The following is a 13,791-nucleotide window of genomic DNA, read 5'->3' as shown; positions in this document are numbered from 1 at the left end:
GCTCATGCCGGTCTGCCCGAGCGGGCACACGTCCGAGGCCGCCGACTACTGCGACGTGTGCGGCGACCTCATGGACGGCGCGAAGCGCGCCGAGTTCGCCGCGCCCGCCCCCGCGCCCACGCCTGACCCCACGCCTGACCCCGCACCGGCGGCCGGGCCGGAGGCGGGGCCGGGCAAGACCGCGTCCTCCACGTGCCCGCACTGCGACACGCCCCGCTCCGGACGTTTCTGCGAGGTCGACGGGTACGACTTCGAGACCGGCGCCCTCCACACCGCCCAGCTGCCCGCCCCCCGGCCGAGGCCGCTGGTGCCGTCGCAGCGGACGAGCAGCCCGCGGCTCACCCCGCCGGGCCCGTCGGCGCTGATCGTCGCCGACCGCGAATACTTCGACACCGTGATCGCGCAGATGGGGCCGGACGCGGCGGGGCTGAAGTTCCCGCCGTACAGCCTGGAGCGCCGCGTCCCGCTGATCGGCGACCAGGTCCGGATCGGGCGGCGCAGCACGTCCCGCGCGATCCTCCCGGAGATCGACCTCAGCGCGCCCCCCGAGGACCCCGGCGTCTCGCACCTGCACGCCGTCCTGCTCGCCCAGCCGGACGGCACCTGGAACCTCGTCGACCCCGGTTCGACCAACGGCACCACGGTCAACGGCGGAACGGACCCGATCGGCGTGAACACGCCGGTGCCGATGGCCGACGGCGACCGCATCCACGTCGGCGCCTGGACGACGATCACGCTGTCCCTGCAGGAAGGCCCGCCATGACGATGACTCCGCCCCGAAGCTCGTCGGCCGGCCCGCCCTCCCCGGCGCCCGGGCCGCCCGCGGAGACCGGGACGCCCCGCGCGGGACGCCTGCGGACGTTCGTGCGCGGACGGTGGCTCCGGACGATCCCGGGCCGCATCGGCACGCACGTCGTCCTGTGCCTCGCGGCCATCCTGGCGCTGCTGGCCGTCCTGACCGTGGCGATCGGGAACGCGCGCGACTCCGTCCAGACGATCGGCGAGGACGCGGGCCCGCAGGTCGTCGCGACGGGCACCCTGTACTTCGCGCTCAGCGACATGGACGCGCAGGTCTCCAACATCCTGCTCATCGGCCGCGACCACGACCTCGGCATCGGCTACGACGAGTCGCTGAAGGTGTACGAGCGGCGCCGCGCGGAGGCCGACGCGGCCGCGGTGCAGGCCGCGCAGCTCGCCGGCAGCGACCCGGCGCTGCGGCGCACCGTCCAGGAGGTGCTGGACGGCCTCGGCAAGTACGAGCGGCTCGTCGGGCGCGCCATGGAACTCGACGCGCAGGCCGACCATCCGCCGGGGGAACTGCCGCAGGAGGTCGTCGACGCCTACCGGGAGGCGACCGACCTGATGAAGCTCCAACTACTGCCCAAGGCGTACAACATCACGCTCGACACGGGCGCGCAGGTCCGGCAACAGTACGAGACGAAACGCTCGGCGGTGCTGGCGGGACGCACGTGGGTCGCGGTGACCGGCCTGCTCGTGCTGCTGCTGCTGATCGCCACGCAGCTCTACCTCGCGCGGACGTTCCGCCGCGTCCTGAACGTCCCGCTGGTGCTGGCGACGCTCGCCGCGCTGGCCCTCACCGCCGTGGGGGCGGGCCTGCTGACCGCCCAGGCGGGGCACATGAGGAAGGCCAAGGAGGACGGCTTCGACTCGATCCTGCAGCTGTCCCGGGCCCGCGCGATCAGCCACAGCGCGTTCGCCGACGAGAGCCGCTACCTCCTCGACCCGGGACGCGCCGACACCTACGAGCAGACCTACCTCGACAAGTCGCTGTCGGTGATCTACCCGGACCTCGGCGACAAGCCGGTGAACCTGGAGAACTACTACGCGGGGCTCGAGGGGACGCTCGGCTCCTTCAAGTCCGGCCAGGACGACGTCCCGTTCCTCGGCTTCTTCGGCGACGAGGCGCGCACGGTCGAACAGGGCCGCGAGGCCGACGCGCTGCAGAAGACCCTCCAGGCGTACCGGATCGTCCAGCGCCACGACGCGCGGATGCGGCAGCTCGCGTCGTCGGGGGACCGGGCCGCGGCCGTCGACGTGCGGATGGGCCGCACGTCCAACGCGATCAGCGACTTCGGCGCCTACGACAAGGCGCTGAGCGAGCTGACGGCCGTCCACCAGGACGCGTTCGACGAGGCGATCGCCGACGCCGACGGCGGGCTGCGCGGCTGGAACGCCGTGCCGGCGGGCGGCGCCGCCGTCATCGCCCTGCTGATCCTCGCGGGGGTCCGCCCCCGGCTGGCCGAGTTCCGCTGAAAGGGAGACGAGCATGCGCGCCACCCGTGCCATCGCCGCGGCCGCCGCGTTCCTGGCCGCCGCGACCGGCCTGTCGGCCTGCGGCCTCGGCGGCACCGAGGAGGAGACCGTCGCCGACAAGGACTCCCTCGTCATCGGCGTGAAGGAGGACCAGCCCGCCCTCGGCGTGAAACGCCCGGACGGCACCTACGAGGGCTTCGACGTCGACGTCGCCACCTACATCGCGGGGAGGATGGGCGTCCCGAAGGACCGCATCACGTTCCGGACGACGAACTCGTCCGTCCGCGAGGAGGCGCTGGCCGACGGCACCGTCGACATGATCGTCGCGACGTACTCGATCACGCCGCGGCGCAAGATGAAGGTGACCTTCGCCGGCCCGTACTACGTCGCGCACCAGGACACCTTCGTCCGCGCCGACGCCGCGTCCATCAACGACGTGCGGGACCTCAAGGGCAAGCGGATCTGCGAGGTGACGGGCTCCAACTCCTGGCGCCGCGTCATCGAGGAGCGCAAGGTCGCCGCGAAGCCGGTCACCGTCGGCACCTACGGCGCCTGCATGGACGCGCTCGCCGCCGGGAGGCTCGACGCCGTGTCGACCGACGACCTGATCCTCGCCGGGTTCGCCGCCGGCCGCCCCGGCCGCATGATCAACGCGCCGTTCACGGACGAGAAGTACGGCGTCGGCCTCAAGAAGGGCGACCTGAAGGGCTGCGAGGTCGTCAACCGCGCCATCACCAGCATGTACCAGGACGGGACGGCCGCGAGCCTGCTGAACAAGTGGTTCGGCGACTCGGGCCTCAAGCTGAACACCCACGTCCCCCAGTTCGAGGGATGTACCTGAGTCAGGGCCTGGTGGTGGTGGGGAGGGCGACGATGGCTTCGCGGAGGGTGTCGTAGATCGGGATGAACTTGTCGATCCCGGTGATGCGGAAGACCCGCTGGACGCGCGGCGGCAGCGCGACGAGGGCGACGGAGGTGCCGCGCTCACCGGCGCGGCGGTTGGCGGCGACGAGCGCGTTCAGGCCCGTGGAGTCGCAGAACGTGACCTCGCGCATGTCGACGACCAGGGGTTCGCCGGAGTCCACGACCTCGAACAGGGTCTGCTCGAAGCGCGTGCGGGACACCACGTCGATGTCGCCGTGCACGCGCACGAGAGTGCACCGGTCGTCGCGCATCAGGTTGATGTCGAAGTCCATGGTCACCTCACGCCCCATCCGGTGGTCCCCGGCCATCTCAGGTGACTCCTCAGGATTGCGCACCCGTGCCCGCATTCCAAGCACTTCCCGGGATAAGGACCAGGTCGCCCGGCGGTGCCCCGGACCGTAACATGCCCGAGACGGCCGTCCGGTCTCCGGTGTAGACCCTACCCGACGGATCGTCCGGAGCGTCCGGCCGCGTCCCGGGACCTCCCGGAAACGGGCCAATAACTTACCGAAGAGAAACTTACTGATTAGTAAGAAATGGCGAATAAGGTCACTCGGACCGGCCTTGACCTGCGCTTGGGCAATTCCTGACCCGACCGGCGGAGGGAAAGGCGGGCGCTGACTCGGGCCCGGATCGGCGCAGACGTTACAGTGTCGGTGGCGAATTCGGGAGGCTGGATGTTCTACACGTTCATGACGCGCGTGGTGCGTCCGATCCTCTGGCTGCTTTTCCGTCCGCGGGTCGTGGGCGGGGAGAACGTGCCGAGCTACGGGCCGCTCATCGTGGCCAGCAACCACCTGTCGTTCATCGACAGCTTCATCATCCCCCTGGCGGTGCCGCGGCCGGTCACCTACATCGCCAAGGCGGACTACTTCGAGGGCGGCGGGCTCAAGAAGCGCTTCGTCCGCTGGTTCCTCACCAACCTCGGCCACGTCCCCGTCCGGCGCGGCGCCCGCCGCGCCGCGATGGGCGCGCTGGAGCAGGCCGCCGAGGTCCTCGACAACGCCGGCGCCTTCGCGATCTACCCGGAGGGCACCCGCTCCCCCGACGGACGGCTCTACCGCGGCCGCACCGGCGTCGGCTGGCTCGTCCTGGAGTCCGGCGCCCGCGTCCTGCCCGTCGCGCTGGAGGGCACCGAGAAGATCCAGCCGCTCGGCGCGTCCATGCCGCGCGTCTTCGGCCCCCGCCCCACCGTGCGGATCGGCCCCCCGATGGACTTCTCCCACTACGGCGACCTGCCGCCCGCCAAGGCCCGGCGCGCCATCACCGACGAGATCGTCGAGACGATCCAGAAGCTGTCCGGCCAGGAGTACGCCGCCGAGTACAACGAACGAGCCGAGCAGGGCTGAGCCGACCCGGACGTTCGGGCCGGTTCGCCCCGAACGCGTGTCGTCCGGGGCGTCTCGCACCCTCTGCGCCGTAAGGTCACCGCCATGGCGCACAGGCTCCTCCCGATCATGCTGCTGTCGACGGCCGCCGCGGTGTCCGCATGCGGCGGCGCCGGCGAACGCGCCCGCCCCGTCCACGGCACCGCCCCCGCCGAGGTGGCCGGCGTCGGCTACACCTCCGACCAACTCGCCCAGGCGCTCCTCACCGAGATCCCCGGCTACCAGAAGGCCGGCGAGCCCGACTCGGGCTCCTACGGCACGCTCAAGGCCATCCAGAACGCCGCCAGGCTCCAGCGCGCCGCCCAACTGGACAAACCCCGCTGCGGGACGGGCCGTCCCGGCGGCGCCGTCCCCGCCGACGCCCCCGCGGCGCTCGTCACCTTCGCCAAGCGGGGACAGACCGTCACCGAAACCCTGATGGGCATGCCGGCCGCCGACGCCGAGAAGCAGGTCAACGCCCGCATCCCCACCGGCTGCCTGAAGTTCCGCACCAAGGTCGGCTCCCAGTGGTCACAGCACCGCGTAGTGGAGTCGCCGAAGGGCGAAATAGGCGAAGGCTCCCGCACCGTGGGCGTCTCCACCACCACCGGCAACACCGCGACCCGCACCTGGTACGTCGTATTCCGAGGCCGCCACTACCTGGCCACCGTCACCGTCTACGGCCCCCAAGCCACCCGCACCGAAGCCGAACGCCTAGCCCGCAACTCTTTGGCCCAGGCGGACCGCATCCTGCCTTAGCCATGTGGGGGGCGACCCCCACACCCCCGTTGCGAGCCGGTCGATCCTCACGCTTTGTCATGTGGGGGGCGACCCCCACACCCCCGTCACGAGCCGGTCGATCCTCACGCCACGGTGTCGGTTTGTTGTGACCGTTTCGGTTGGTGTCGTGGCGCTGCGGTCGCCCGGCTCGTCGGGTTGTGCGGCCTCCGGCGCCTGGGGCGCCTCCGGCCGCACAACCCGTGCTCCGGTGGCTGAGCTTCAACCTGCCCGGGGCCGGGCCACCGGTAGCCCGTGCTCAGGTGGCGGGGGTTCAACCTGCCGGGAGCGGGCTACAGGCAACCTGCGCTCCGGGGGGTGGGGTTCAAGCTGCCGAGGGCGGGCGCAGCCCATGACGGTCGGTCCTCGGTCTCGGTTGGTGGCGTGGCGCTGCGGTCGCGCGGCTCGTCGGGTGCTCCGGTGGCTGAGGTTCGAGCTGCCGGGGGTGGGCCGCACCGGCATTCCGTGCTCTGGTGGTTGGGGTTCAGGCTGCTGGGGGGCGGGGGGTGCATCCCATGATGGTCGGTCGGTTTTCGGTGGCGGGGTCGGCCTGGGCGTCTCCCGGCGTCTCTGACCGTCGGGGGCTGTGGTCGGTGGTGGGGCGTGTCTGGGTGCGGGGTTGCGGGCTGTGGTGGTGGGGGTTGGGCTGCTGGGGGTGGGCACACGGGATAACGTTCGGTATACGCGGCGGAGATCGGCTCCGGGCGAGTCGACCACGGGAGTTCTCTTTGATCGGCAAGGAGGGCCGGGTCACCGGCAGGATCGGTCCCGGTCTGGTCGGGGAAGTGATGATCCCCGTTCGCGGCGGGGTGGAGGCGTTCTACGCCCATCCCGTCGATCCGCGCGACGAGATGATCGTCGGGATGATCGTGGTGGTGGTCGAGTACCACCCGCCCCGCACGGTGTACGTGGCGGCCGCACTAGGCCAGTAATGAACCGAACGCCCGTTTCCTGCGTCTACTGGGAAACTCTGCGGCGCCCGCCCCTCGGACGGCCGCCCCACAAGTGAAGAGGAGTCCGTATGCCCGTGCTCGTCGTGGCGATCGCCGCCGTCGCGGCATTCATCGTGTTGATCGTCTTGTTCAAGCTGGTCTGGCGTGTTGCCGAACCGAACGAGGCACTGATCATCTCCGGGCTCGGCGCCAAGTCCAAGCCGATCAACGGCCTGGACAGCCTCGGATTCAAGATCGTGACCGGTAAGGGCACCGCCGTGCTGCCCGGCTTCCAGACGTCCCGCAGGCTGCGGCTCGACAGCCGCGCTTCGAACCTCGAAGTGAACTGCGTGACGCAGCAGGGCATCCCGGTCAAGGTCCGCGGCGTGGTCATCTACAAGGTCGGGGACGACCTGGTCTCGATCGCCAACGCCGCGCGCCGCTTCCTGGAGCAGCAGAAGTCGATGGACGGGGCGATCCACGAGCTGTTCACCGGCCACCTCCGCTCGATAATCGGCAACCTGACCGTCGAGGACCTCATCCTCAACCGCGAGCGCCTCACGTCCGAGACCCGCGGCTCCGCCGCCGACGAGATGAGCAAGCTCGGCCTGATCGTGGACTCGCTGCAGATCCAGGAGATCGACGACGAGACCGGCTACATCACCAACCTCGGACGCCCGCACGCCGCCAAGGTCGCCGCCGCCGCCCGCATCGCCGAGGCCGAGCGCAACCAGGAGGCCACCGAGCGCGAGCAGGAGACCGAGCGGCAGAACGCCGCCGTCATCCGCGACACCGAGATGAAGAAGGCCGAGTACGAGGGCCAGGTGCAGCAGGCCGCGCAGCAGGCCCGCCAGGAGGTCATCCTCAAGGAGACCCGCAACGCCGAGCTCGAGGCCGAGCGGACCGAGAAGCGGCTGGAGAGCGAGATCCGCAAGCCCGCCGACGCCAAGGCGTACGAGCAGGTCAAGCTGGCCGAGGCCGAGCGCGAGGAGCGCATCTCCTACGCGCAGGCCGCGGCGACCGAGGTGCAGCTGAAGGCGCAGCGCGAGTCGGAGGCCATCCGGATCCTCGGTGAGGCCGAGGCGGACGCGATCCGGCAGAAGGGTCTCGCCGAGGCCGAGGCGATCAAGGCCCGCGCGGTGGCGCTGGCCGAGAACACCGACGCCGTCATCGCCCAGCAGCTCGCCGAGCAGTGGCCGCAGATCGTCGAGGCGGGCGCCGGCGTGTTCGGCAACGTCGACAACATGGTCGTGCTCAACGGCGCCCAGGGCATCGAGGACATGCTCGCCAAGGCCCTCACGCTGGGCGGCACCGGCCTCGGCCTGGCCCGCCAGCTGCTCGGCAACATGAACGTCCAGAACGGTCATGGCCAGAACGGCTCCACCCCGGCCGTCGCCCCCGTCCCCGTCGAGTCCCCCAAGGAAGACCTCCCCAAGGAAAACTGACCCCCGGCCACGCCCCGGGCAGCTTGAACCCCCGGGCAGCTTGAACCCCCGGCCATCGGAGTACAGGTTGCCGGCGGGGCCGGTCCCGGGCGGGTTGGCCCGGAGCGGGCCACCGGAGTAACGGGTCGCCGGTAGCCCGCCCCGGGCAGGTTGAACCTCAGCCACCGGAGCACGGGTTGTGCGGCCGTAGGCGCCCCAGGCGCCGGAGGTCGCACAACCCGACGAGCCGGGCGACCGCAGCGCCACGTCACAAACCTGCAGGGTCACAACTAAGCGAAACCGTGGCGCGAGGATCGACCGGCTCGCAACGGGGGGTTCCAGGGGGGTCGCCCCCCCTGGGCTAGCAACAGCTAAGTTCGTTCTCATGTCCGTGCCGCGGCTTGCCGTTTCCGTCGATCTTGTCGTGCTCACCGTGCGGGAGCAGCGCCTGTGCGCCCTGCGGTGGCGGCGTGATCGGGCGCCGTACGAGGGGGCGTGGTCGCTGCCGGGCGGGTTCATCCAGCTCGATGAGGATCTGCCTGCCGCCGCGTCCCGGCTGATGGCGGAGCGGGCGGGTCTCGCGGACGTCCGGATCCACCTGGAGCAGCTCGCGACCTACGGGTATCCCGACCGCGATCCCCGGCAGCGGGTGGTCAGCGTCGCGTACCTGGGGCTTGCGCCGGATCTGCCCGCGTCGAGCCGCGCGCAGGTGCTGTGGACGGTCGCGGACGATCTCGTCCACCACGACCGGGCCGCGTTCGACCACCGGCGGATCCTGTGCGACGGGATGGAGCGGGCGCGTGCCAAGTTGGAGTACACGTCGCTGGCCGCCGCGTTCTGCCCGCCCGAGTTCACCGTCGCGGAGCTGCGCCGCGTGTACGAGATCGTGTGGGGGACGAGTCTCGACCCGCGGAACTTCCACCGGAAGGTCACCGGCGCCGACAGGTTCCTGATCCCCACGGACCGGACGACGACGCGGGACGGCGGCCGCCCGGCGCGGCTGTACCGGCGCGGCGACGCGGAGCAGCTGCGCCCGCCGATGCTGCGTCCCCGGGTTTCTTGACCAGGGGTGATTTCACGGCGTCGCTGGGCGGTTGCTAGTTTCGCACGCTATGGACGGTGACACGCCCGAGGCGCTCGGCCTGCTGGTCAGGGACATCGGGGAGGCCGGCGTCGCGGAGATGGCCGGTTCCCCGGGGCTGGCGGCGGCGGTCGACCAGCATGTCGCCAGCCTTCGGGAGGAACTCGGGCATCCCGGCGAAAAAGAGCTGATGAGGTACCTGCGGAGATTCGCCGAGGACGCCTTCAGGCGGGGCTGGTGGCCGGAGGACACGCACGACTGGGAGTTCGTCCGCATCGTGGCGGTCTGCTGGATGCTGCGGCGTACCGGGTGAAGCAGGGCGCTGCGTAGGCTGGGCCCATCACCCCTGTGCAATCTGGAGGACAACGGTGTCCGAGGCAACCACTCCGCGCTTCCGCTCCGTCCTCGACCGGTTCGTGGCTTACAAGCCCGGCAAGGTCGTGGTGTCGCCCGAGGGCCGCTCGTTCAAGCTGTCGTCGAACGAGTCGCCGCACGGCCCGCTCCCGTCGGTCGTGGACGCGATCGGCGAGGCGGCGAGGAACGTCAACCGCTACCCCGACAACAACGCCACCGCTCTGACCGACGCGATCGCGTCGTTCTGCGGTGTCCCCGCCGACCATGTCGCGGTGGGCTGCGGTTCTGTCGGGGTGACCCAGATGCTCCTGGAGGCCGTCGCCGAGCCGGGCGCCGAGGTCGTGTACGCGTGGCGGTCCTTCGAGGCGTATCCGCTGCTGGTGTCGCTGTCGGGCGCGACGGGCGTCCAGGTGCCGCTGCGGGACGAGACGCACGATCTCGTCGCGATGGCCGACGCGATCACCGAGCGGACGCGGCTGGTCTTCGTCTGCAACCCGAACAACCCCACGGGCACCGTCGTCCGCCGCGCGGAACTGGAGGCGTTCCTCGACCGCGTCCCCGCCGACTGCCTGGTCGTGCTGGACGAGGCGTACCGCGAGTACATCCGCGACGACGAGGTCCCCGACGGCCTCACGCTGTACGGCGACCGCCCGAACCTGGCGGTCCTGCGGACGTTCTCCAAGGCGTACGGGCTCGCCGGCCTGCGCATCGGGTTCCTCGTCGCGCACCCGCTGGTGGCCGGCGCGATCCGCAAGACGTTCCTGCCGTTCAGCGTGAACTCCGTCGCGCAGGCGGCGGGCATCGCGTCGCTGGAGGCGACCGATGAGCTGCTGGAACGCGTCGAGGGCACGGTGAAGGAACGCGACCGGGTCCGCGGCGCGCTGCTCGCCGACGGCTGGACGGTCCCGGTGACGGAGGCCAACTTCGTCTGGCTCCGCCTCGGCGACCGGACGATGGAGTTCTCCGCCGCCTGCGACGCCCAGGGAGTGAGCGTCCGCCCCTTCGACGGCGAAGGCGCCCGCATCTCAATCGGCTCCCCCGAGGAGAACGACGCCTTCCTGGCCGTAGCCAAGATCTTCCCCCACCGCCACTGAAGCCTCAGTGTCACCGGACCACATCCCCCTGGCGGAGGAGGAGCCGCCGGATTCCTGCGAGGAGCCGCCGCCATCGCCTTGTGGAAAGTCGAACAGTGCGGCTGGATGGTCATACCTCCCCACGGGGGATTCGGCGCGGTCAGAGCCGCTTTGGAGCGGTTCTGGCGGGGTGGCTGGGGTGATGGACGAGGCGGCGGGGACAGGCGTGCGACCATGTAGGTGATCAGCGGGTAGGGGTCCTTGAACTCGTGTAGCTCGTTGTCGAGCAGGGCTCAGTAGGAGCCGGTGTACTCGCCTGCCCATGCCGTCACGCCGGGAAGCAGGCGGCGGGCCTCGGCGAGCACGACGTCAGGGTCGATGCGCGTCCCCTGCCAGCTCCAGTTCGGGCCTAGCGAGTGGCGCGCGTTCGTACGCGGGGTCTCAGGCGGTGAGCTGGACCGCTGAGCGATCGAGGGCACGGAACGCTTGTGTCTATCGTGCGGTACGCACGACGATCTCCCCGCTTGTCCCGGATCCGGTTCTGGTCGGCGAGAGCCGAGCGGGTGAAGAACAACAGGGAGATCATGGTGATCCTTGAGGCGCGGGAGACAGACGACGTCCCGTGGTCTGCGTTGAGATCCCCGCCCGGTCCTGGGGCCGGGCGGGGAGGGAATGCCGGTTCAGCAGGTGCGGGTGGCGAAGGCGAGGAACTGGTTGACCTCACCGGTGCCGAAGGCGTCGAAGTTGTCGTCGGAGCCGATGATCAGAGTGCATTCGCCGGTGGCCAGCCGGGGCCCCCAGGCGAAGCCCTCGAGGTTCTGCACGGGGCTGCGGACGGTACTCAGGTCCAGGACCAGGCGTTTGCGGACCGGGTGGTATCGGCCGGTGGTCAGGCTGCCGCGTCCGAGGACGTTGGTGGCGCCGCGCAGGTCGAACTCATACAGCTTGACCTTGTACCCCACGCCTTGGATCCAGGAGCGTTCCAGGGCCAGATACCGGTGGTCGTCGACGGCCAGGATCTCGGAGATCCCGGTCTCGAAGTCGCCGTCGGGCGGGTCGGGCGCGGCGGGCAGCCGGTCGAGCGGGTAGGCGTATTGGCCGCGGATGGTGCCGTGGCGAGTCCAGGTGGTGATCCGGACGGGGGCGCCGTGGCGGACGGTGGGGGGCGGGCCGTCCTCGTGGCGCGGGCCTTCGATGGCGGCGGCGATGGTGTGCCGGGCCAAGGCCAGGCCCTCGATTCCCTGGTTGCGGCGGGGACCGCGGTCGGTGCCGGTGAGCCGCAGGCCGGCGGGCAGGTGCAGGTCGCCGCGGTAGCCGCCGTCGCGGTCGCTCCAGCGCAGGAACTGCCCGGAGATCGGGATGTCGGGCTTGGCCGGGGTGGGGCGGTCGCCCTCGCTGGCCCACAGCAGCCGACCGCTGCGCGGGTCGAAGCGGACCGATTCGGGGTCGGCGGAGCCGGGCTTGCCGTAGCCGGGGTAGGGGCCGCGGTCGGGGCGGCGCAGAGTGACGGCGCGGGTCAGGCGTACTGCGGTGAACCGCCCGGTGCGCGGGTCGAACTGCAGGGTTCCGGTGTAGAAGCGGGCGGGGTCGTAGCGCCATCGGTCATCGGAGATGAAGTACCAGGTGCCGCTTGCGGGGTCCCGGTCGAACCCCGAGATGCCGCCGACGACGGTTCCATCCAGGCGCATCATGTGCGGCAAGCGCTGCTCGCCGAGGAAACGGGTGATCTGAACGGTGGTCGGAGCGGAGGCGGCGCGGGCCGAGGCGTCCGCCGATGCGGCCCCCGCGGCGGGTTGCGCGGCGGTGGCGCCGAGGCCACCCGTCACCGCGACCAGGGCCGCAAGCAATGTTCGCAAGCCGGTCACTGATATCTCCTTCAGAGGTCGGCGCCAAGACCGATTGGCGCGGGTCGGTGAATCCGCGGCCGCGCTCGTGAAGGTGTTGACCCGGTTCCGAGGCTGCACGGATGGCTACTGAATGAGGTCATTCAATTACTTACTGTATCTGTCTGTGGTGGTGAGGCCCACCCCACACTCAGAAGCTGTCGGAGAACCCGCTGTCGTGATCGCTGTGGATCGCCGATACGCTGCGGTTCATCGCTGACCTGGCGAAATGAGGTAAGAGCCCCACAGGAATCGGTTGTCATGGGGTCTCGGCGGGCGAGCTGGACCTATGAGCAACAGAAGCCCCGGGCGGTGCCCGGGGCTTCTTCGTCGCCGATTCCCTTTGAGGTCAGGTGGTCTTGGCGGGGCCGAGCTTTTCGACGATCAGGCGGTAGAGCTGGCGGGGGCGGCCGGGTTGCGGGGTCCGGTTGGGGGGGAGCGGCCAGGCGAGGCCCTCTTCGACGAGGGTGCGCAGGAGGCGGCGGGCGGTGCGGGGGGTGACGCCCAGCATCTTGCCGGCGTTCTCCGCGTCCACGATCAGTGGTTGCTCCTGGTCGCCGAGCTTGTCGGCGAGGCGCGCGAGGATCTCCAGGCCCTTGGGCTTGGCCTGTGGCGGTGTGCGCGGCGGTGTGCGCGGTGCGGGGACGAGGGCGCGGCCGTCGCGGTCCAGGGCGAAGCCCTGTGCCCGCTGGGAGCTCTGCGAACGGGCCAGGGCGGCGCGGGCGTGGTTCTCCGCCTCGTGCGCGGTGCGGCCCATGCCGATGCCGACCTCGATCGCGAGACCGAGTTCCTCGCGGACGCGTTCGACGAACGGCGGCGTCCGGAACCCCTCGGTGGATGCGGTGACCGAGCCGCGCGTCGCGATGACGAGATAGCTGTGGTCGTCCAGCGGCCACACCGACGCGTTCATCCTGTGCGCCTCCTGAAGCAGCACACGGTGCAGCGCGAGCTTCAGTTCGTCCCGCCAGTAGCGCGGGGTGACGCGGCGCGGTGTCTCGCGCAGCGTCGGCACGTCCACCAGCACCACGACGAGCTGCGACTCCTCCAGCCGGTGGTGGGCGCCGAGCAGCGCCGCCGTCTGCAGGGAGCTGCGGATGGCCGCGCCGGTCGGGCGGACGCGGAGGGTCGGCACGCCGGCCATCTCCATCCGTTCCGCGGTGGCGTGCACGCAGGTCATCGCGACCGTCGTCGCGCCGCGCCGCCACAGCCGCTCGTGGAAGGCGGCGAGCGTGCCGGGGCCCGCCGCCTCTTCGCGGAGATGCACCTGCTCGGTGCCCAGGCTGATCTCGGAGTACGCCTCCTCGACCTCGGCGCGGCCGAGCACGTCGATGCTCACCCTGGCCGGGTCGAAGCGTTCGTCGAGGGACGCCCGCAGCAGCGCGCCCTGCAGGGCGGCGCCGTTCAGCGGGACGTAGGTCGCGGGCATGGTGAGCACGCCCGCCTTGCGTGCGAAGTCGTAGGGGACCGGGCTGGCGAACAGGCACACGTCCACGCCCGAGCCCAGCCGCACGACCTTGTCGGCCGCCTCCTGTTCGTCTCGGTATGCGGCGGCGACCAGCCGGCTCGGTACGGGTGTGGGGCCGTGGCCCATGAGCATGACCCTTTCGACCAGGTCATGCGGGCCTACGACACCGATTGTGAGGTCGGGGGTGACCGACCCCGTTCGTGCGGCCGTCATCGATGATCGCTCGCTTCCGGTCCA

The 13,791-nt window shown here is 70.8% G+C and carries 14 protein-coding genes; 10 read left to right on the top strand and 4 right to left on the bottom strand.

Annotation, left to right across the window (positions count from 1 at the left end):
* Positions 1-4 precede the first annotated feature (4 nt).
* The 3 genes from AB0C35_RS33455 to AB0C35_RS33445 are packed head-to-tail and all read left to right on the top strand — an operon-like array spanning position 5 to position 3,115.
* Positions 5-763 (top strand): FHA domain-containing protein, encoded by a 759-nt coding sequence (locus tag AB0C35_RS33455; RefSeq protein ID WP_358464916.1) that lies wholly within the window; start codon positions 5-7, stop codon positions 761-763.
* Positions 760-2,274 carry a hypothetical protein gene (locus AB0C35_RS33450; RefSeq protein ID WP_358464913.1) on the top strand — a complete coding sequence of 505 codons (1,515 nt, stop codon included), beginning with the start codon at positions 760-762 and terminating at the stop codon, positions 2,272-2,274. Before AB0C35_RS33455 ends, AB0C35_RS33450 begins: the two co-directional genes overlap by 4 nt.
* A gap of 13 nt (positions 2,275-2,287) precedes the next feature.
* Entirely contained in the window at positions 2,288-3,115 is an 828-nt protein-coding gene (locus tag AB0C35_RS33445; protein ID WP_358464911.1) for a glutamate ABC transporter substrate-binding protein, read from the top strand.
* Position 3,116: 1 nt separating this feature from the next.
* Here the strand turns inward: AB0C35_RS33445 and AB0C35_RS33440 are convergent, their stop codons facing one another.
* Positions 3,117-3,506 carry an STAS domain-containing protein gene (locus tag AB0C35_RS33440; RefSeq protein ID WP_358464908.1) on the bottom strand — a complete coding sequence of 130 codons (390 nt, stop codon included), beginning with the start codon at positions 3,504-3,506 and terminating at the stop codon, positions 3,117-3,119.
* A gap of 369 nt (positions 3,507-3,875) precedes the next feature.
* On the opposite strand from AB0C35_RS33440, the gene AB0C35_RS33435 reads away from it, so the two are divergent.
* The 7 genes from AB0C35_RS33435 (at position 3,876) to hisC (ending at position 10,227) form a co-directional block, all read left to right on the top strand.
* Entirely contained in the window at positions 3,876-4,547 is a 672-nt protein-coding gene (locus AB0C35_RS33435) for a lysophospholipid acyltransferase family protein (protein WP_358464905.1), read from the top strand.
* A gap of 84 nt (positions 4,548-4,631) precedes the next feature.
* Positions 4,632-5,324, top strand: coding sequence for a hypothetical protein (locus AB0C35_RS33430; RefSeq protein ID WP_358464902.1), 693 nt, complete (start codon positions 4,632-4,634; stop codon positions 5,322-5,324).
* 746 nt (positions 5,325-6,070) lie between these two features.
* On the top strand, positions 6,071-6,274 hold the full coding sequence (locus AB0C35_RS33425; RefSeq protein WP_358464899.1) for a hypothetical protein: 204 nt from the start codon (positions 6,071-6,073) through the stop codon (positions 6,272-6,274).
* An 89-nt stretch (positions 6,275-6,363) separates the two neighbouring features.
* Positions 6,364-7,719 (top strand): SPFH domain-containing protein, encoded by a 1,356-nt coding sequence (locus AB0C35_RS33420; RefSeq protein ID WP_358464896.1) that lies wholly within the window; start codon positions 6,364-6,366, stop codon positions 7,717-7,719.
* Between the two features lie 364 nt (positions 7,720-8,083).
* Entirely contained in the window at positions 8,084-8,761 is a 678-nt protein-coding gene (locus AB0C35_RS33415; protein ID WP_358464893.1) for an NUDIX domain-containing protein, read from the top strand.
* Between the two features lie 49 nt (positions 8,762-8,810).
* Positions 8,811-9,092: a DUF6401 family natural product biosynthesis protein gene (locus AB0C35_RS33410; protein ID WP_358464890.1), complete on the top strand. Its 282-nt coding sequence runs from the start codon at positions 8,811-8,813 to the stop codon at positions 9,090-9,092.
* A 55-nt stretch (positions 9,093-9,147) separates the two neighbouring features.
* Positions 9,148-10,227, top strand: a complete 1,080-nt coding sequence (gene hisC, locus AB0C35_RS33405) for a histidinol-phosphate transaminase (protein ID WP_358464887.1) — start codon at positions 9,148-9,150, stop codon at positions 10,225-10,227.
* Positions 10,228-10,499: 272 nt separating this feature from the next.
* Here hisC and AB0C35_RS33400 read toward each other — a convergent pair whose 3' ends face one another.
* From AB0C35_RS33400 to AB0C35_RS33390, 3 genes are all read right to left on the bottom strand, one after another.
* Positions 10,500-10,685 carry a hypothetical protein gene (locus tag AB0C35_RS33400; RefSeq protein WP_358464884.1) on the bottom strand — a complete coding sequence of 62 codons (186 nt, stop codon included), beginning with the start codon at positions 10,683-10,685 and terminating at the stop codon, positions 10,500-10,502.
* 201 nt (positions 10,686-10,886) lie between these two features.
* Positions 10,887-12,071, bottom strand: a complete 1,185-nt coding sequence (locus AB0C35_RS33395; protein WP_358464882.1) for an esterase-like activity of phytase family protein — start codon at positions 12,069-12,071, stop codon at positions 10,887-10,889.
* A gap of 367 nt (positions 12,072-12,438) precedes the next feature.
* Entirely contained in the window at positions 12,439-13,767 is a 1,329-nt protein-coding gene (locus AB0C35_RS33390) for a transcriptional regulator (RefSeq protein ID WP_358464879.1), read from the bottom strand.
* Positions 13,768-13,791 lie beyond the last annotated feature (24 nt).

This window comes from Spirillospora sp. NPDC048819, from assembly GCF_040650055.1.
Lineage (GTDB): Bacteria > Actinomycetota > Actinomycetes > Streptosporangiales > Streptosporangiaceae > Spirillospora.
This window is presented reverse-complemented; position numbering and strand designations above follow the sequence as displayed.